At 41.1% G+C, this 20,776-nt stretch carries 10 protein-coding genes; 5 read left to right on the top strand and 5 right to left on the bottom strand.

Annotated elements, in window-relative coordinates; genetic code table 11:
• Positions 1-132: 132 nt before the first annotated feature.
• The 5 genes from ACH30E_RS02440 to ACH30E_RS02420 form a co-directional block, all read right to left on the bottom strand.
• Positions 133-10,215 (bottom strand): LamG-like jellyroll fold domain-containing protein, encoded by a 10,083-nt coding sequence (locus ACH30E_RS02440; protein ID WP_490823518.1) that lies wholly within the window; start codon positions 10,213-10,215, stop codon positions 133-135.
• Positions 10,216-10,443: 228 nt separating this feature from the next.
• Complete coding sequence (locus ACH30E_RS02435; protein WP_490838976.1) at positions 10,444-12,483, bottom strand: tetratricopeptide repeat-containing sensor histidine kinase; 2,040 nt, start codon at positions 12,481-12,483, stop codon at positions 10,444-10,446.
• A gap of 13 nt (positions 12,484-12,496) precedes the next feature.
• Complete coding sequence (locus ACH30E_RS02430; RefSeq protein ID WP_294988992.1) at positions 12,497-13,225, bottom strand: LytR/AlgR family response regulator transcription factor; 729 nt, start codon at positions 13,223-13,225, stop codon at positions 12,497-12,499.
• Between the two features lie 350 nt (positions 13,226-13,575).
• Complete coding sequence (locus ACH30E_RS02425; protein ID WP_490823516.1) at positions 13,576-14,262, bottom strand: hypothetical protein; 687 nt, start codon at positions 14,260-14,262, stop codon at positions 13,576-13,578.
• Positions 14,263-14,301: 39 nt separating this feature from the next.
• Complete coding sequence (locus ACH30E_RS02420; protein ID WP_490823515.1) at positions 14,302-15,336, bottom strand: toxin-antitoxin system YwqK family antitoxin; 1,035 nt, start codon at positions 15,334-15,336, stop codon at positions 14,302-14,304.
• Between the two features lie 51 nt (positions 15,337-15,387).
• Here ACH30E_RS02420 and ACH30E_RS02415 point away from each other — a divergent pair, with 51 nt between their 5' ends.
• The 5 genes from ACH30E_RS02415 (at position 15,388) to ACH30E_RS02395 (ending at position 20,705) form a co-directional block, all read left to right on the top strand.
• Entirely contained in the window at positions 15,388-16,068 is a 681-nt protein-coding gene (locus ACH30E_RS02415) for a GNAT family N-acetyltransferase (RefSeq protein ID WP_490823514.1), read from the top strand.
• A 71-nt stretch (positions 16,069-16,139) separates the two neighbouring features.
• The gene (locus ACH30E_RS02410) at positions 16,140-17,045 is read left to right on the top strand and encodes a sugar phosphate isomerase/epimerase family protein (protein ID WP_490823513.1); all 906 of its coding nucleotides are present in this window, start codon (positions 16,140-16,142) and stop codon (positions 17,043-17,045) included.
• 79 nt (positions 17,046-17,124) lie between these two features.
• Entirely contained in the window at positions 17,125-19,296 is a 2,172-nt protein-coding gene (locus tag ACH30E_RS02405) for a penicillin acylase family protein (RefSeq protein WP_490823512.1), read from the top strand.
• 41 nt (positions 19,297-19,337) lie between these two features.
• On the top strand, positions 19,338-19,772 hold the full coding sequence (locus ACH30E_RS02400) for a hypothetical protein (protein ID WP_490823511.1): 435 nt from the start codon (positions 19,338-19,340) through the stop codon (positions 19,770-19,772).
• Positions 19,773-19,958: 186 nt separating this feature from the next.
• Positions 19,959-20,705: a DUF2490 domain-containing protein gene (locus ACH30E_RS02395; RefSeq protein ID WP_490823510.1), complete on the top strand. Its 747-nt coding sequence runs from the start codon at positions 19,959-19,961 to the stop codon at positions 20,703-20,705.
• The last annotated feature ends 71 nt before the right edge of the window (positions 20,706-20,776 follow it).

The raw sequence follows: 20,776 nt of genomic DNA, 5'->3' as shown, positions 1-20,776 counted from the left end.
ACATTGGATATTCTTCTGTTCCTCTGTTCTTCTGTTAAAAAAAGACCCGCCATTAATCACGGCGGGTCTGGGTTGTATTCAGCAGGGGGTAATTTAAGTGCAACTCGTTTTTAATCCCCCCGGACTATGTACTTATCGCACTTTTATTAGCTGAATAGTTTTTCTGCGATTACCCTGCACAAACTCGGCGAAGTAATTGCCAGCATTATAATTGTGTCCTACCTGTATAGTGCTGTTCGATCCGATCTGAGTACGGCTCTCTACCACTCTGCCTGATGCATCTACCATTCTCATGGTTACCGGTGCATCATACTTGCTTTCCAGCTTGATGGTAAAGAATGTTCTGGTCGGGTTCGGCATCACTACCACTTTCAACTCTTCTTCAGATTTGCTTGCAGCCTGCAGCTTGAGGCTTGAAGATTCTTCCGTAACAGTTGCTTTGTTGTTGCTCGATACTACTGCATCTACCGGTGCAGAACCTGCACCACAACTAAAGCTGTTCCAGATTACGTTTTTACCCTCGCTTTCTACTTCTTCTGCAATGAAGAGACCTGTCATGTAAACATCATCACGACAATCTTTGTCTCCATGTCCGCGGTGGTCGCAATCATGGTGACCATGGCCTCTGTGGCGGCAACTGTTTGAACTGTGTGGTCTGTGATCACACTTGTCATCACCATAATTACCACCCGTTACTTTCAACTTACCATCTGGCAGTATGATATTGGCTGTAATACGTGTATCATCGCCCTTCACATGGAATTTCTCTTCATCTCTTCTGTTATCGGCCATATAGAATGTTACCTGGTAGGCTTCCGGATTCACAATTACATCGCTGCCAATTGTTACCTTCTTACTCACCCTGATGCTTGTGTTCGGTGCAAATCTGATATAGCTGTAACCTCCGTTCTTAGGTCCTTTTTCAATTTGTATTTCAGCTACATCAATGGTGGTTGAAGTAAAGCGTACGCTTGCGCCTTCTTCCAGTTTAATTTTGCCAAACACCGTACCCGTTAAGGTTACATTCGATCCTTTCTTCAGGGTTACTTCATCATAGTTTCCACTTACCGTTGCAGTAACATTTGAGTTGATGGTTTTATCCTGCAGGTATCTTGTGTTACTTACATTATACTGCATCGTTGGCAGGGTTACACTTGCTACTCCATAGATCTTACTGTTGATGGTTACACCTTTATCAGTATCGATTCTTGGTGCTTTTACAAAGCTTCCCGCGCCTGTTACTGAACTGTATTTCTCAAACTCTGCCTCTCCTCTGCTGCTCATTACACCTACACTTCCGCTTTCTACCTTATCGTACTGACCGAGTTTTACTTCTTTTGTAGCTAAGATGGTATAGCTGCTCACCAGTGTTTGTTTCTGGTAGTTATAGGTAGCAGGCAGTTCACTTCTGCAACCATTTGCATCAGTTGTGTATACGCTGTATACTCCATCTGCATCTGTTAAGCCAAGGCTTAACTGTTGGGTAGTTGCTTTGGTGTTGTTGCCGAACATCCACTGGTAGGTGAATGGTCCGCTGAGGGTGCTGTTGGCAGTTAATGTAAACTGGTTACAGAATGCATCTGCTGTTGGTGCCGCAATGCTGGCTACCGGTAGCGGATTAATGGTTACGGTGAAACTACAAGTGCTTACATTTCCATGGATATCTGTTACAGTATATGTTACTGTTGATGTTCCGATGGCGAAGCTTCCGCTTGCATTTGTGCCGCTTCCTGTTCTATTGGTTGCACCGGTTATACTGTACGTAGTACTTGCAATACCACAGTTGTCTGACTGGTTAAGTGCAGGAACAGTGTATTGTGTATTTCCACCAGTGTTGGCACAGAATACCTGATTTGCTGCACAAGCGATTACTGGTTTTTCATTGTCAGTCACCACAATGGTTTGTGTGGCTGTTTTAACATTACCATTTACGTCTCTTACAGTCCAGGTAATGATGGTTGTTCCTACAGGATAATCTTCTGTCAACAGTTTATTATCGCTGCGAACACCCATTACTGTTGCCACACCACAGTTGTCAGCGGTTTCAGGTAGACTAATCGCTACGGTTGCTCCACACTTACCGGCATCATTATTCACGCTGATGTTATTTACCGTTATGGTTGGGTTCTCATTGTCTATCACCACCACCTCCTGTGTGGCCGTATCTGTAACATTACCGTGGATATCGGTAACTGTCCAGCGAACAATGGTTGTACCCACTGGGAACAATGCTGGTGCATTATTCGTTACAGTTGCCACTCCGCAGTTATCGCTGGTTACCGGAGTACCCAGGTTAACACTAGCTGTGCATAAGCCTGGTGTATTTACCACGCTTACCATGGCTGGTGCTGTTATGCTTGGTTTTTCATTATCTGTTACTACAATGGTTTGTACCGCTGTTTTAATATTTCCGTGTATATCGGTAACTGTCCAGGTAATGGTTGTTGTACCTACAGGGTAAGTTGCGGTTAACGGTTGGTTATCGCTACGTACACCAACTACCGATGATACACCACAGTTGTCTGCTGTTTCCGGCTGATCTACGGTTAGAGTAGCAAAACATTTAGTAGCATCGTTGTTTACACTGATATTACTTACAGTGATGGTCGGATTCTCATTATCGATCACCACTACTTCTTGTGTAGCCGTATCTGTTACATTACCATGTATGTCGGTAACAGTCCAGCGAACGATGGTAGTACCTACAGGGAACAATGCTGGTGCATTATTGGTTACTGATGCCACACCACAGTTGTCACTGGTTTCAGGTGTACCCAGGTTTACTGCTGCCATACATGAGCCAGGTGTATTCACTACGCTCACCATGGCCGGTGCTGTAATAGATGGTTTGATATCATCTACCACAGTTACTACTGCAGTTGCTGTTGATACATTACCATTTACATCTGTAACAGTTAGTATCACATTGTTTGTTCCAACATTGTTGCAACCGAAACTGGTTTTGCTTAAGCTGATAGATGCAATACCACAGTTGTCGCTTGATCCGTTATTGATCTGCGCCGCAGTTACGCTTGCTGCACCATTCGCATCAAGGTTCACTACCAGGTTTTGTGCAATAGCTATTGGCGGTGTGATATCTGAAACAATCACATCAAACTCATTCACTACCGTACTACATGGGTTAACAGCAGTTACCACCACATGTGTTGTTCCTTTGTTGAAGGTTTTTCCACTACCTGTTCCTGCACCGCTACCTGTGGTTGCGCCGCTGAAACTATAGCTTAATCCCGGTGCAGGTATACCTGTTACCGACAATGGATAGTTTACTACTGCATTACATGTTGTGGCTGTTGTATTGGCCTGTACCTGTGCATTGGTATTTACAAATACCGGATTGGTACAGGTTACTTCTGCTTTCACGGTAAAGCTGTAAGCCGCTTCTGTGCAGTCGTTGTTATTTACCGTTACCACCGCAGTTTGTACACCAAGTGATACTGAAGCAAAGCTCAGGGTAAAGCTGGCCGACTGACCAGGCTGTATGGTTGCTGGTAAGCTGATACCACTTCTGGTGAAGGCTGCATTGCTGATATTGATTGATGATATAGTAAGTGCGGCAGTACCGTTATTGGTAATTACATAAGTTTTACTGATTGAACTACCTGGTATGGTGCCTCCCAGATCTGTATGATCTGTTGCAGATGGTGTATTATCACCACTTACTATTTCTGTTGCATTACCACTGATGCTGATCTCTGGTGCATTTACCGTTACGGTAAAGCTACAGGTTGATTTATTACCTGCCAGGTCAGTAGCTTCAAAGGTATTGGTGGTTGTACCGATCGGGAAGGTTGAACCTGATGGCAAACCTGCTTTCTGTACAATTGATATAGATGGACCAGAACCGATACCGAAGGTTCCGCAGGTGGTGCTTGCACTACCAATGCTCCATCCGGTATAATCGCCTGTTTCAAAGCTACCGTTTACGAGGCTGCTGCCTGGTAAAGTGATATTGTCTAATTGTACATCTATAAAGTAATTATTAATAGTTGCATCTACTACCTGCAAACGCACTTGCTGACCAGCATAAGCCGACAGATCGAATGTGTAGTGCGTCATAGGTGTTGATTGTGCTGCACCCGGATTTGTTTTAAACAGGGTTGCAATGATTGCATTGGTTGAAGGATTTCTTAACTCAATAGCAATAAACTGACTTGCACTGAAACCAGATGCATAATGGTTGGTGTACTTCATGTCTAGCCCAAGTGAAATAGGACCACTTGAAGGCAGGGTAACATTCTGGTACATATAATGGGTAGAACCACAGTTCACAAGGAATACCGCGAGTTTCTGTCCGTCTGTTGGGAAGAATGTCATTGGTAAACCTGGACTGTTCTGTGTTTCCATCCTGTTGTCTGCATAGTCAAAGAACTGAGTACCGCTCGTTAATGTATGCACGCCTGATGTGCCAGATGAACAATTATCTGTTACGGTAGGCTGAGGGAATGTTACTACCGCACCACACTGGTTATTTGATGCTATGGTGGTAATAGGTGCAGGGCAGTTGATTACCGGTGGTGTAACATCTTTCACAATCACAGTTTGTGTTTGTGTGCTGAAGTTACCTGCGGCATCTGTGTATTTCCATACGATGGTATATGTACCCTGTGTATTGTAAGATAACGGACTGGTAGTGGTTGCTGTAATTTGTGCGTTACAGTTGTCCGTAGCTTTCGGAATAGCTGTTACAGTTACTGAACACTTTCCATTGATATCAGGCAATGTAGCCACATTTGGTACAGGTGCTGTTTGATCTTTCACCGTTACCGCCTGAGTTGCCGTTGCAATATTACCTGAAGCATCTGTTACTGTCCATACCACATTGGTAGTACCGATTGGGAATACCGTTGGTGCATTATTGGTTACTGATGCTACCGAACAATTATCTGAAGTTACCGGTGTGCCGAGGCTAATGCCTGTTGCACTACAGCTAGCGCCTGCCGGTACAATAAGGTTGGCCGGTGCTGTAATTACAGGGTTTACGTTATCTGTAACGGTTACAGTAAATGAACAGGAAGCTGTCTTGCCACAAGCATCTGTTACGGTTGCTGTAACGGTTGTCGTTCCTATCGGGAAGAATGAGCCCGATGGATGAGAATAGGTGATTGTTGGGTTAGCAGGACCAGCCGTTACCACTGCATTAGGATAACTAACATTGGCACCACACTGGTTGGCCAGGCTGTTAGTGGTAATATTTGCAGGACAACTAATTGTTGGCAATGCATAATTACTTATTGATACAGGTGCTGATGTAGCTGAGCAACCATTTTCATTGGTTACAGTTACTGCATAATTACCTGCAGCGGTTGCAACAATCGACTGACTGGTTTCGCCGGTTGTCCAGAGATAGGTATTGTTTCCGGATGATGCTGATGCAGGTGCATCTGAAGAACGTGTTGGATTATTTACCAGCGTTCCATTGTTTACGCCAGTAGCATCAGTGATCACATTACCCGAAGCTTCATTGAATGAATAAGCAGCAACCAGTCCACTGGTTGATGGGCTTACCGATTGATTATAGAATGCACTAATATCTGAAGCTGTTCTTGCGAAGTTCCATACACGTACTTCATCAATTTTTCCATTGAAGAACCTTGAATTAGCACCCCCATTAACACCATTACCCGGACCATCATATCCACCAAAATACATATTAGCTACATTCGGCGTAAGGGTATATGGCCAGCTTGTTTGTGATGTTAATGCACCATTTACATACAGTTTAATATGGTTTGATGAAAGACTTGCATCAAATACCACTGCAATGTGGTACCATGTATTCAGTGAAGGTTGGAAGCCGGTGTTCCACTGAATCGGGTTGGTCCAGGTACCAAGTCTTGAATGAACAACCGATAATTTAGTTGGATCACCTGTTTCACCCATATTCACCATCCAGCCTCTGTTGTTGTTATCATCTTCAAATTTAGAAATGATGGTTCCGTATTGGTAACCATTCACTTTAATCCATGATTCAACGGTGTACTGAGAGGTGAAGTTTAAACTATTATTATGTGGTATTACGATATTATTAGATCCATTGAAATCAATAGACTTACCAAATGTTTGTCCGCCAGGAGCTGTTAATGTAACCGGGCTACCAGCACAAACCAATGTAGGACCAGATGTACTGATTACCGGTGTGGCTGGTAAAGGATTTACTGTTACGGCTACCGCTGCAGAATTATTGCCACATCCGGTTGCACTGGTAACGGCAACACTATAATTTCCGGATTGTGATACAGTGATAGATTGCGTTTGCTGTCCGCTGCTCCATAAATACGAAGCGCCAGCAGGTGCAGATAGTGTTACAGAACCTCCCTCACAGAAAGTGGTTGGTCCATTAGGTGTAACAGTAACCACTGGAGTTGGGTTAACCACAAAGTTTACCAGTCTTGAAGTACCACAACCCATTGTTTCACCTTGGAAATAAGATACAACCAGGTAGTTGGCATTCACTGGCTGACTGCTGCTGTTAACCGCAGTAAACGAAGGAATCACCGCGCCTTCTCCATTGGCTAAACCAATGTTTACAGAAGGATCGAGGTTGGTCCATTTAAAGGTAGCACCTGGTACAGGGCTGGTAATATTTATAACTGCCGATTGTGCGCCATTACACAATGTTTGTGTGGCAATCGGATTGATAACAGGAATTGGGTTCACACGAATCACAAAACTTACCGGTGTACCAGTGCAGGTATTTCCATCAACAGTAAATGATGGTGTTACTGTAATGTTGGCATATACTGGAACTGTACCTGGATTTTGTGCCGTAAATGAGGAGATATTACCTGTACCACTTGCACTTAAACCAATAGAAGGGTTATCGTTTGTCCAGCTATAGTCGGCACCTTCAACAGAACCGCTGAAATTGATAGCTGGAACAGCTATACCATTATGACATACTTCAATATTGGTAACCGGGTTTACAGTTGGTAATGGGTTTACCGTAATGGTCGGTGTTGCTGACATCTGTTGGCTACATACAGCTCCACATACAACATTTCCGGCAGCCCAGGTTGCAGTTCCTACAATATTGCCATTATTAGCCGATTTTGAATCAACAACTGTTGAACCATTTCCATCATCCATTTTATACAATGCAATGAGGCCTGTTTCAGTACCGGACAAACAATTGTTCATGCCCCCAGCAATTTCTGAAGCTGAGCGAACTGTGTTCCAAACACGAACATCGTCTAATTTTCCGTTGAAGTAATTACAGCCACAACCAGTACCCTGACGACCGATAATCAGGCTTTCTGTATTATCATTGATCTGAGCAATAGGGGATGTTTTATTGCCCACATTAACACCATTCAGGTAAAGTTTAACCGAAAGGCTGGATCCGTTATCCTGTACAGTAACTGCTACATGACTCCATGTATTAGCTGGTACAGTTACATTAGACCAGGTATCATAAGCATTTCCGGCTCCCTGATCCCAGAAATATAATCTGTTAGATGCATCTATCGCCATTCCATAACCATAAGCACCCTTCATCAGAATATTTCTCCATTGGCCAGTGATAGCCGGGTTAACCCATGCTTCCATGGTTAACTGTCCACCTGCGCTAACATTCAGGTTTGCATTATGTGGTATGGTTACGTAGGTTGACCCATTTAAACTAAGTGCACCTGTAGGACCAGTTTCTGCCAAAACATTATAAGTAGTTGTGGCAGAAATATTTCCTGTATTGAAGTTAATAGCTGCACCGGTTCCAGCGATAGGACCTGCTATAATAGTATTATCAGCATTATTACGTAGGGTATAGTTAACGCCTAACTGAGAGGCAGCAAGTGTTATTGTTGACGACCCAGTTCCACAAATATTGATAGGTGCTGCTGTAACAGATTGATTATTGATAGTTGTTACAGTTACCGTTTTTGCTACCGAAGTAGCTTTACAGCCTCCTGCTGAAGCCACTGTTACACTGTAGCTACCTGCCGCACTTACTGTTATTGATTGAGTAGTTGCACCATTGCTCCACAGGTAACTGCTTCCCGCTGACGCAGTTAATGTTACAGATCCTCCTGCACATAAATTGGTTGATCCATTTACAGTTATTGTTGGAAGGGTTGTTACATAAGCGCCACAAGTACCGGTATTCGTAGATCCTGAAGTTGCCCAGTTTGAACTAGTACCATTCAGTGTAAAATTATTAAGGGTACCATTTCTGTTCTTGCCACTAAAATCAGTTAAAGTAGTAACACTAGAATTGTTTTCATTTACATAGCCCTGATTGAAAGTATAATATTCTTCAAGACCATTTTGCGTAGCTGGGTTTAATAGCTGGCAATTCTTATTATTGTTAATTTCATCTGCACATAGCTCGCGGCTCCATATACGCACTTCATCAATGGTCATGGTTGCATACCTGTTATTCGGATCATTATTTGGAAAATTGCGGGTTGCGTATCGTACATCTTTCCCGATATGAATAACTGAAGCAGCATCAGTTATAATATTACCAGATACACCAGGACCAGTATGCACAAGCACTCCGTCCACATAAAACTTAGTGCTTGTTGCACTGGATGTTGCCGCATAATGATGCCATGAGCCTGCTATTATGTTACAATTGGTTCCCCTTAAAGTACCACCATCATTCACATAGAAAGTCATGGTGCCATTCGTATTCGGGTGCATTAACCATGAATAATTCTGATCAAGATTTGTAGGGCCCTGACCCATTACCGACCCGAAAGGCAGGTTAGCATCGGGAGCGTACATCCAGAATTCAACTGTCATTTCTTTTTGAAAGGCTCGGAATGGATTAGCTATATCCACATAATTGAGTCGGCTATTATCTCCTGCCGGTAAGCTAGGGTCAAACTTCAAAGCACTGGCAGGTATTAACACCGGTGCAGTAACCGTAACAGTAAAGCTGGTACTTCCTGCATTAAAATAACCTGATGCAGCCTGATTAGCAGTAATGGTAGCCGTACCCTGTGCATTCAATGTAAGTGTATTACCACTTACTGACACAACAGAAGGATTGCTGCTGGTGTAAGTAATTGCACCATTGCTATTGCTGGTAGGATTGGTAAGGGTAATAGGGCCCTGATTAAGTGCCCTTGAAATATTAGGCATCGCAGATATGGTAGGAGCACTATACACCGTGATGGTAAAGTTTTGGTCGGCTGTAGCAGAACCATTGGAAACACGCACACTGACATTATTTACTCCCATTGCTGATAATGGTGGGGTTCCGGTTAAAGAAGCACCAGTTTGTAATTTGGCTATACGGTTTCCACTATAATCTCCAAATACTAATGCACCAGTTGGCGTAATTGACATACCCCAAACATAACTTGAGGTAGTGTAAACGGTTATAAAAGAGGAAAAGTTAGGTGTATATTTTCTTACATACTGGTACCCTGAAACATATACATTGTCGTAGGCATCTACTTTTACATCACTCGGATTTTGTAAACCTGTGACTACAGAAGTTAACACATTTGTAGCAGGATTAAACGAGTAAATGGTTCCACTTGTGTAAGATGCAACATATAAAATACCGGAAGAATTAAAACCAAGCCCGAAAGGACCGCTAATGTTGGTTATAACATCGTTTGCAACATTGTTGCTCAAATTAACCCGAATTACCTTAGACAATCCATAACCAGCAATATATAAATAACCTGCTCTGTGAGTCATCGAGAGAAAGGCAGAGCCAGAATTAGGATTTAGGTAAACATCTGTTTCTCCTGCTCCGGGATTTGTTAAAGAGATTTTAGTGATTTTACTCCTCGAAACGGTAGAATTATAATAGTATGAAACATACAAGTAACCATCGTATGCAAACATACCATATACGTTTCCGGATTGTCTGGTAAACCAGTTTGTAGTAGTTCCATCCGGAGCAATTTTATAAATAGCGGTGCCATTTAACTGGGTTGCATAAATATTTCCTAGATCATCGCCTGCTACACCACCTGGTGTTGAAATAGTTGAACCAAACTGTGAAGCAGTACTTTGGCCATTATTATTCAACGTTAACCACGATGGCAATGTAAGTGCCGAGAAATTGAGCGTGTTGTTCGACGGATCAGTTGCCGATATACCATAGGTATATGGACTTCCCACTGTGGCTGTTGTTACCGGCGTAGAGGTAAAAGTTGGTTGAGCTGTTAAAACACCGATCGCCGTCGTACATGACAGCAATAACAGGCTTACTACTTTGCGTAGAGCTGATTTCATAATAGTTAGTTTGGTTGTACAAAACGTTATCCGCAGATAATCGTCTGATTCAAATAATCACCTGGTAATGATCTTTTCGGGGATATTGGATATGTATGTGATGCTGAATAGCTACGAAATAATGGTTCGCAACCATTCGAAATCATATGAAAATTATAAAGAGGGAAGCGCAACTTTGAATAAATGGTACCAAATGCAACAAAAAGGGTATGAAATATAAATATGATACTATGCCTTAAGCCTGCTTTGAGGAATATTGAAAATAAAAGATGTTCCGTTATTGACTTCGCATCTAACAGTGCCTTTTAGCTGACGCGTTAATTCCCGTATAATCAGGAAGCCTAAGGATTCGGACTTATGTTCTTCAAATGAGAAAGGCAATCCTCTGCCATTATCCCTGACTATAATAGTTAATATCTCATTCGAATTAGACTCGCAGGAAATGGTAATCGTGCCTTGCTGATTTTCATCAAATGCATATTTCAATGCATTGGTGATTACTTCGTTTAGTATGAGACCTAATGGAACAGACCTTTCAATATCAAATTCAAACTGTTCTGCCGGTGCGGTGCAGATCAGTTCAATATGGCCTTTATTATATAATTGCCGCAGATCGCTGTATAGTTCACGGATATAGTCTGTAAAAGATACGGTACTCAGGTCATCAAATGCATAGAGGTTTTGGTGTATCAATGAAATGGCTTTTACCCTTTTCTGACTCGCCATCAATGCATCAATAGCTTTCTGGTCAGTCATGGTAGCAGCCTGCAGGTTCAGCAAGCTCGATACTACCTGAAGGTTGTTTTTAACCCTGTGGTGTATCTCTTTTAATAAAATATCTTTCTCCTCGTTCTGTCTTTCGATCAACTGTTTCTGGTTTTCGAGTACCTGGTTTTTCTGTTTGATTTTTCTATTAGCAAAAATGATGAACAAGGCGGCAAGTAATAAAACACAGGCAACAGCAGCAACAAAGAGATTACTATTGCGCAATCTTGCGTTTAAGGACTTCAGCTCAACATTCTCTTTTGCCTGTAATGTTTCTTTCATCCTGTTTTCTGCATCAGCGATGGTTTTCTCTTTGTTCTCATTGAAGATGCTGTCGTTCCAATATTTATACTGCTTAAAGAACAGCATGGCACTGTCCAACTGTCCGCGCTTTTCCGCTACTTCAGATAATACCTTATTGGCATTCCGCAGGAATAGTTTCGATTTATATTGTTGGGCCAGGTATAAGAGAGTTCTTCCAAAATCACTGGCTTTATTATACTGGTTACTTTCAATGTAAAGGTTGGATAAGGCGGATAATACGATGAGTTTATTGTCTTTTGTTTTTAAGCTATCGAGAATCTGGTAGGCTTGCAACAGGTATTGTTCGGCTTCTTTGTAGTATTTAAGTTTGGTGAGGATCTCTCCAATATCTGTTGCACAGGTTGCATACACATAACCTTTGGTCTTTACTTTATTCAGGTATCCAATAGATATGTTGGCTTCCAATTTGGCGGAATCGGGTTTGTTCACCATCATATATTCTTTGGCCATATTGGAATGAATCATTCCGGCATATTGCCAGTTTTCCCTGGGTAATACTTCTTTCAAAGCCTTCTCATAAAAGGGTCGGGTAAAACTGATGGGTCTTCCGGCATCTGAGTAGGCTTCTGCTATACAGTTGGCACTGAAGGCAATCATTTCAGAGCTTTTGCTTTCTTCGGCGGCTTTATTTGCTTCTAAAAAATACTGTATGGCTTTATCGAAATCAGCTTTATCCTGGTACATGCCCCCTATCAGGTTCAGGATGGATGACTCATAATATTTACTTTTTGCCTTCTTTGCATAGAACATCGACAGTTCATACATTTTAAGACAACCTTCGATATCCTGGTTCACCACTTTTACAAAACCCTTGATGCGGTAAGCTTCTGCCAGTCTCAGGTAATCGTTGCTACTGTTCGCAATCATTACCATACTATCTGCCAGTTCTACTGCTTTTGGCTGATTGGAAAAACGTATTTCCCAACCCAGTATTCCATAAAGCCTGCATCGGGTTGTGTCGCTTTTCGCCTGGTTTATTTGTTGTCTTATTTGTTCGGTATCTACATAATTATATTGTGCCTTTGATTCCGTCAGGAATAAAAAGCAACAAATCAAAGCAGGTGTAAGCCTGACTTTGGAGCATATCGACAACAATTGTAACATGGTGGTCTGTAAATATGCAGTAAATGCGAGGATCGGGCAAAAAACAGGTACCAACTGCCTTATTTTGGGTACCATTTGGCTCAAAAGGCTATAAAATTCTTTTTATACAGGCAAAAAAATCGTCTTTATACATTCGACTGAGTGGTATTTCCTTTCCGTTGATGGTGATATCTGTATGTGAAAATGCATCTACTTTATTGAGGTTAATCATATATGATTTATGTACCTGTAAAAATTTAGCATCTGATACATGTTGTTGAAAGTCGCGGAAATTTGAGCGTATAATATGTTTGCCTTTTTCGGATATAATATAGAGGTAGTTATGTTCTGATTCGATCCACTGTATATCATCAATATTAACCCGAACAAAATTTTTATCGTTCTTTATAAACAGGGCATCTTTACAAACTACTGCAGTATTTTCCTGTTCTATTATATCCTGTCCGCTGTAATTACTCAGTGCCACTTCAATGGCGGTATACAGGTCATTCGATTCGAAGGGTTTCAGGAGATAGCCATTGGGTTTGGTTCCCAAGGCATCATCCATGGTTTTTTTATCTGAATGTGAGGTTACATATATAAAGGGTATACGGTATTGTTGTTGTAATAAGGCCGAGAGGTCAATACCAGTTTTGGTATCATTCAGGGTAATATCTAGTAGTACCAGATCCGGTTTATTTTGTTCAATGGATTGAACAGCGGAAGCATAACTATTTACATTGGGTATTATATCATAGCCCAGGTTAAGCAGCATACGCTCCATATCCATAGCTACAAGCGACTCATCTTCAACAATGAGTATACGGCATGGTTGCATTAGCAAGGTTAGTTTGGTATAAGCAATGCCAAAATAATTGCTTTAAACTATAAAACAATGATTTTCTGAGAGATATAAGGGTATTTTAAGCTGCAAGCGACAAGCTGCAAGCTGCAAGTTTATCGTAGGATAGAACACAGATTTTCATGATTTTCAAGATCTATCATGATAAATCATGAAAATCTGTGTTCTATTAATAACAGCTAGTGCATTTACAGCAATCTAATATTTCTTTAATCACCTTATTTAAAATAGCTAATTCTCGGGCCTTTTCATTTATCCAATTATTAGCAGAAAGCTTAAAATATACTCCAATCAAGGCTTGCAGCTTGCGACTTGAAGCCCTCTACTTACTCCGCTGATTTAAAAATAGCTTTTGCGCCTTCTTTTTGTTGTTCAGTAATACCTATAAAACCATACTTCCTTTCCAGGTCGGTATACATAGCAACTGTTTTTCTGATCCGGTTAAAATCTGTTTCAGGAATTTTATTGATTTCTAAAGCTTCCTTTTGCTTCCATACCTCGGCTTCTATCAACATATCAGCTTGCTTTCCGTTTACTTCAAGCTTATCCATCAGGGTTCTGCGGAATTTGGTGCGGAACATTAATTGCAATTGTGGCTTGGCAATAGTATCGTAGTTTTTATTGACTGTCAGGGTAATGAGCGGACAGGGTTCACTTAGACTTTGTTTTCTTTTCTCCGTTAAGTTTTTTAACTGATCGCCGGAAAGACCCAATGCTTTGTATTTTTTAATGACAGCTTCTTCTACTTCACCATCGGTAGCAAATGTGTCGTTCGCATTTTTCTGGATTTGTATTTTGGTAAGCCTGGCCCAGTGATTGATCTGTCCAATTTTATCTGCATTGGCTTCGGATATCTTAAGCTGTTTAATGAGGTAGGGTTTTTCGCAGTAACCAAAAAGTTCTACCTGCTGCTCAGGCGTCCATACAGGTTCATTGGTTTGTGCCGACAGTGTTTGTACAGACATCAATAAAAAGGATACAATCGTAAACTTAAAAAGAGTTGACTTGACCATATTTCATGTGTTAAGGCACAAAGGTATTTATTCAGCATGCTAATAACGGACACCTAATGTTAAAGATTGCCTGTGTGTAAAAGGTATAACCCTGTTATTGTGACGGGCAGGAATCCATTTTTTTGACTTTCGAAAAATACTTAGCACATCTGCATCAAGGGTCTGGTTGTACGTATTATCAAGCATTATTTCTTTGGGATCTCCTGTTGTGGTCACAGTAAATTGAGCAATATAAGATGCGGGCTTTTCGAGGTTACCATGTTTTTGCATTATACCACTCATGATATTTGTTAAATAGTTCGTCCATGCACTTACCCCTTTAGGATATTCTGGCAGCCTATTCTCAATTTTACAACCCGCCTGTTGTATGCCATTCGTATCGTAACAGATGGCATTTGTATATTTAATGGTGGAATCATAATAAGCAAATTCAAAGTGATCTGGCATTATGTTGCTGGTAAGCCCATTCCATGCATCTTCCAATGTTTGATATTGCAAAACAGCCGCGCGCTGTCCATTGGGATGGTAATAAAACCAGTTACCTGTTTTTCTTAATCCCGGCGCAAGTTTCCCTTTAAAAGAAACTATTCCGTCGGGGAAAAAACCAATAACAAGTCCAGATCCTGTACCCATGGTATCTAACTGCATTTCTGTTCGCAGGCTACCATCCGGATACCAGCTTACACAAACACCATATGGCATATCTTTTTTGAAACGGAACGAGTCGCTTAAAAATCCATTGGGATACACCATAAAATCAAGTCCGGTTTTTTCATTGGCTTCAAAATATTTTATGCCACTCACTGAGCCGTTTCCAAAAAACGATTCAAAAACGCCCTGTTTGATGGTACATAATGAGTCTTTATAAAAACCATGCTTCAGCAATTTTTCTGATGCAATTGAATAATCTACCCGATACCATCCCTTCTCTGTTTTTTCCAGCTCACTAAAATAAATGGCTTTAGATTGTTCACATGGTTCCCATCTTCCATTGTAATAAACACTGGTTTTTTGTGCGAGTGATACATTTATACAAAAACAAAACAGTACCAGAATGCTCAGTCCAGACTTCATTTACTCATATATTATATACCAATATACTATTTCTGTTTTTAACTTTACAGTATGAGCACTTTTCTTGCCAATCCCGTATGGGAAGCACTGTCTACTTATCACCAGTCATTTAACCAGGGCAATAACAAACTAAAATATTACCCCGCCGATGTTTGTCCATTTGTTGGACTGGAAAACTGGAACAAGGAAGACCTGACTCAACTTGTTACTTTATTACCGGCAGACAGAACTTTTTCGCTGCCGCTTGCTAAGCCAATACCATTACCAGACAGTTTTGAGGAGTTGTTCAATATTCCTTTATACCAAATGACTTGTCATCATTTTCAACCATACGTAAACAGGGAAATAAGTATGGTTCCGCTTTCAGAAAAAGATGTGACGCAAATGCTCGTGCTTACCGAATTAACCAAACCTGGTCCATTCTATGGACGTACCATTGAGTTTGGTAATTACTATGGCATTTTTCAGGCAAACAAGCTTGTTTCAATGGCAGGCCAGCGCCTTCAAACCAATACCCATACCGAGGTAAGCGCTATCTGTACCGATCCACAGCACCTGGGTAAATCTTATGCCAAAGCACTTACATCGCATGTCTGTTCTTTGATAATTGACAGTGGTAAAATTCCTTTTTTACATGTGCGGCAGGATAATGTTGGTGCAATTGCTTTGTATAAAAAATTGGGGTTTGAAATCAGTACAGCTATACATTTTTCCGTTTTCAAAAAGAAATAATCGCATATCCCTGCTCCGGATTTAAATCCGGAGCAGGGATATGTCTTATATTTATTCCATAATTGTTAGCCATGCATTCATCCAGAAGATCTTTTTTAAAGAACAGTAGTTTAGCACTAGCAGCAACGACTTTATTACCGCGCAACTTATTCGCACAAGGCAATGCCAAAATGCTTACCGGTGTTCAGTTATATTCTGTTCGTGCCGCTATGGGTAAAGACCCGCTGGGTACTTTAAAGGCACTGGCAGAAATGGGCTATAAGTATGTAGAGCATGCTAATTATGTTAACCGCAAATTTTATGGCTATACTGCCAAAGAGTTTAAGAAAATACTGAACGATTTAGGCATGCAAATGCCCAGCGGTCATACAGTAATGGGTAAAGCCCATTGGGATGCCGACAAAAAACAATTCACCGATCTCTGGAAATATACCATTGAAGACGCCGCCATTATGGAGCAGGAACTGGTGATTAGTCCATGGTTAGATGCCGACTTACGCAAAACCTACGATGAAATGCTGGCCTATATGGATGTATTCAACAAAAGCGGAGAACTATGCAAAGCCGCCGGTATGCGCTTTGGTTACCATAATCATGATTTTGAGTTTACGGCCACCCTCAATGGACAAAAAGTATATGATATCATCCTGAAAAATACAGACCCATCATTGGTTGTTCAGCAGCTTGACATGGGTAACTTATACCACACAGGTGTTAATGCACTTGAAATCGTTAACAACTATCCCGGTCGCTTTGTATCTATACATGTAAAAGACGAGACCAAGACGGCCGATGGTAAATCTTTTGAGAGTACTATACTCGGCAAAGGTGTTGCCAATACCAAAGCCATAACTGATCTCTGCAAATCAAAAGGCGGCACATTACATTTTATCATTGAACAGGAAGCCTATCAGGGTATTGACCCTATTGAATGTGTTAGGCAGGACCTTGCTGTGATGAAGCAATGGGGCTATTAATCCAACCCTGCACCGGACTTAAGTCCTGTGCAGGGTTGGGAAAGGTTGTCTATATTTGGTATTATTCAAAAACAATACCATGAGATTACTGCTCTGCTGTTTGCTCTTTTCTTCTTTTGCTTATGCACAGTCTTTCACTCCCGCTGAAATTAACCGTTGGGAAGCGCAGGCAAAATCAATCAACATTATTAAAGACAAATGGGGCATTCCTCATATCTATGGTAAGTCTGATGCAGACGCTGTATTCGGCTTACTATATGCACAATGCGAAGAAAATTTTGCAAGGGTAGAAAGAAATTACCTGGAAGTATTAGGCCGTCAGGCTGAGGCTGATGGAGAGCGCATGCTCTATGCAGATTTACAAATTCGTCTGATTGTAGATAGCGCTGAAGCAATTAAGGATTACAATAATAGTCCTAACTGGTTTAAAAAACTCCTGAATGCTTTTGCAGACGGTATTAATTTTTACCTCTATAAACATCCGGAAGTTAAACCGAAAGTATTAACCCGTTTTGAGCCATGGTTCCACCTGATGTTCACCGATGGCAGCGTTTCCGCTACACGTACAGGTGGTATAGCGCTTGATGAAGTGAAGACTTTTTATAATGGCAACACAAATGCAACAGCTTATCAACCCATCATTAATAAAGATATTGAGCTGAGTGGCTCGAATGGTTTTGCCATTGCACCCAAACTTACTACCAGTGGGAATGCCATTCTCTACATCAATCCCCACGTACCTTTTTATTTCAGACCAGAAATGCATATGGTTAGTGAGGAAGGTTTAAATGCTTATGGTGCTGTTACCTGGGGACAAATGTTCATCTACCAGGGCTTTAATGAACATTGTGGATGGATGCATACTACCAGTTATGCTGATGTTGCCGATCTCTATGAAGAAAAAGTTTCGAAGGTGAATAATAATTGGGTGTATGAATATGAGAAGGAAATGAAAGCGGTAAAGACAAAACCTATCACGGTAAAATACCTGAAAGATGGTCAGCAGGTAGCCGTTCCTTTTACAGGTTTCTACACGCATCATGGCCCGGTAATGGGCAACAGAAATGGTAAATGGCTGGCATTGAAAGAATTCAATCGTTCATTAAGTGCACTGATTCAATCGTGGGTGAGTATCAAAGCGAATAACCTGGAAGAATTTAAGAATGCCATGCGTATGGTTTCCAATACTACCAACAATACTGTTTATGCGGATGATAAAGGCAATATAGCCTACTGGCATAATGACTTTGTTCCAAAACGTAACCCTGGTTATGATTATACCCGTCCGGTAGATGGAAGTATAAAAGCTACAGAATGGCAAGGTGCACATGCACTTGAGGAAATTGTTCAGGTACATAATCCTTCTGTTGGCTGGATACAAAACTGTAATTCTACCCCTTTTACCTCAGCGGGAAAAGATAGTCCTGATAAAAATAAATATCCTTCTTATATGGCCCCTGACGGGCAAAATGCCCGCGGTATCAATGCCGCACGTTTACTGGAGAATGCCAATAATATTACCCTCGACAAAATCATTGAAATCGGTTATAATCGTTACCTCGCAGCATTTGATTTCCTGATACCTGCACTGAATAAAGATTACGACTTCTACAATGGCCCATTAAAAGCTGAACTAAAAGAAGCAGTGGAGCTATTGCGTACCTGGGATAAAACAGCCGCACTCAACTCTGTTGCAACTACCATTGCTATTGACTGGGCCAACCAACTCAGCAATTTTGTTCCTCGCGCCGAAACCATGGAAGAAGGTACTAATGCTGTGAAAAGATTTGAAGACATGGCCAAAACAACCCCAGACCAAAAAATGCAATCACTGAAAAAAGTATTGGATGATCTTACCAGAACCTATGGTAACTGGCACCAGCCATGGGGAGAGATCAACCGCTATCAGCGCGTGCCTGATGGACAAAGATTCGATGATAACAAACCTAGCATCGCTGTACCTTTTTCTTCCTCTCGTTGGGGCTCTTTACCTGCTTTTGAAAGCAGATCGGGCAATGGTTACAATAAACGTTACGGCACATCAGGCAACAGCTTTCTTGCAGCTGTTGAATTTGGTAAAAAGCTAAAAGCCAAAACCATTCTTACCGGCGGACAGAGTACCGACCCTAATTCACCAAACTTTACAGACCAGGCAGAAGGGTTTGTAAACGGGAAGTTTAAAGACATTTACTTTTACAAAGATGATGTTGAGAAACACAAAGTGAAAGTGTATCATCCGGGAGAGAAATAAAAAATAAAGCCTGCCCTTGGCTTGTCGAAGGGAAATAAGCAATGAAGAAGTATTTATCAGCAGTATGTTTGATAGGTTTATTATTTGCATCTGGGAAAGTTGCAGCGCAATCAGCCGTTTATGTATGTGAGAAAACAGGAAAATGGGGAGCAACGGGTGATAATGGTGAAGCCCCCAGAGCTACCATGAAGGAAGTTAAAGATGCTGCATTAAAAATGTGTAAAGAAAGTGGAGGTGAAGATTGCGTGTTATACTATAGCAGCACTAAAAATGGGTATTTTAGTTTTATGGGTGGGAATAGCAGAGATCAATTTGTTTTTGCCCTCGGAATATCGCAACAATCTGAAAGGGATGCTATGAAAAAGTCTATGGACAACTATTTAAAACAAGGAGGCATTGTCAGGATTGGATTAGAATCCGTTTCCTGGCATTGTCCAAAAGACCCAGTTCAAAAAAAGAAATCTACCAAAAATTAGTCGTTGGGTTTAAGATCCGACTCGGTTTTAAAATTGAAATTTTCCTCAATTAACCCAGGTTGTTTCTCAACTACTATCCTGTAACTTTACATAGGTTTTATCTGAGCAATAATAACAACAGTACCCTCCCTTTCTAAAACTTTAGATTGGACCGTATTTCTGGTATCTATTAATCAGATAAATAAAATGATAAAACAGCCTTTGTTATGCATCCTTTTATTACCGGCATGCATATTTGCGCAAGACAAAAAAATTAATAACACCACACAACTGTGGTCTGAGATTGACCTCGCCGGAAAATTCAGCAAGAAACTAAAATGGCAATGCGATTTTCAGTATTCCAGACAAAGTCCTTATGAGAAACTAGCATTTCTGGAATATGGAGAGCAGTTAACTATCAGACCATGGATTCACTATTTCCCCAAACCAACTGTTAAGCTTTCTGCCTTCGCGGGTATCTGGTATAATTATTTTATCGGCGACAATGTTAACCAAAGAGCCTATCCTGAATACCGCACCGCTTTGCAAGTGCAATTATTCAAAGTGCTTAACAGAAACACTTTCTCCTTCCGGTTCAGAACTGAATTAAGAGAAATAAAAGACAAACTTCAACACTTTGAAACAGTATTCAGAGAAAGAACCATGTTCAAGTTCCAACACCTAATTACCCATAACAGTTACGACAAAAACAGCACCTATTTTATAGCCCAAGACGAAATCTTTATCAATGATGGCAGCCCTGTTACTGGTCATCACCTCTTCGATCAGAATCGGATTTTTCTTGGGCTTGGCTATAATGTAACCAATAATATCGCTGTAGAAACCGGCTACTTTAACCAATTCATTCACCACGCTAAAGATGATCACTTCGATTCAAACCATGTTTTACAACTTACATTGGTAGTGGATAATTTGACTGGGGTGAGGTTGTGAGATGTGAATTGTCAATGGTGAATTGTCAATAGGATGGCGATCTCATTCACCATTCACAATTGACAATTCAC

Source organism: Sediminibacterium sp. FW305-C-61, from assembly GCF_058231065.1.
The sequence above is the reverse complement of the archived record's forward strand: the minus strand, read 5'-3'. Positions and strand labels throughout refer to the sequence as shown.

Excerpts from the sequence above, each read along its gene's own strand:
- ACH30E_RS02440 (WP_490823518.1), bottom strand. The coding sequence starts at position 10,215 with ATGAAATCAGCTCTACGCAAAGTAGTAAGCCTGTTATTGCTGTCATGT.
- ACH30E_RS02435 (WP_490838976.1), bottom strand. The coding sequence starts at position 12,483 with ATGGTACCCAAAATAAGGCAGTTGGTACCTGTTTTTTGCCCGATCCTC.
- ACH30E_RS02430 (WP_294988992.1), bottom strand. The coding sequence starts at position 13,225 with ATGCAACCATGCCGTATACTCATTGTTGAAGATGAGTCGCTTGTAGCT.
- ACH30E_RS02425 (WP_490823516.1), bottom strand. The coding sequence starts at position 14,262 with ATGGTCAAGTCAACTCTTTTTAAGTTTACGATTGTATCCTTTTTATTG.
- ACH30E_RS02420 (WP_490823515.1), bottom strand. The coding sequence starts at position 15,336 with ATGAAGTCTGGACTGAGCATTCTGGTACTGTTTTGTTTTTGTATAAAT.
- ACH30E_RS02415 (WP_490823514.1), top strand. The coding sequence starts at position 15,388 with ATGAGCACTTTTCTTGCCAATCCCGTATGGGAAGCACTGTCTACTTAT.
- ACH30E_RS02410 (WP_490823513.1), top strand. The coding sequence starts at position 16,140 with ATGCATTCATCCAGAAGATCTTTTTTAAAGAACAGTAGTTTAGCACTA.
- ACH30E_RS02405 (WP_490823512.1), top strand. The coding sequence starts at position 17,125 with ATGAGATTACTGCTCTGCTGTTTGCTCTTTTCTTCTTTTGCTTATGCA.
- ACH30E_RS02400 (WP_490823511.1), top strand. The coding sequence starts at position 19,338 with ATGAAGAAGTATTTATCAGCAGTATGTTTGATAGGTTTATTATTTGCA.
- ACH30E_RS02395 (WP_490823510.1), top strand. The coding sequence starts at position 19,959 with ATGATAAAACAGCCTTTGTTATGCATCCTTTTATTACCGGCATGCATA.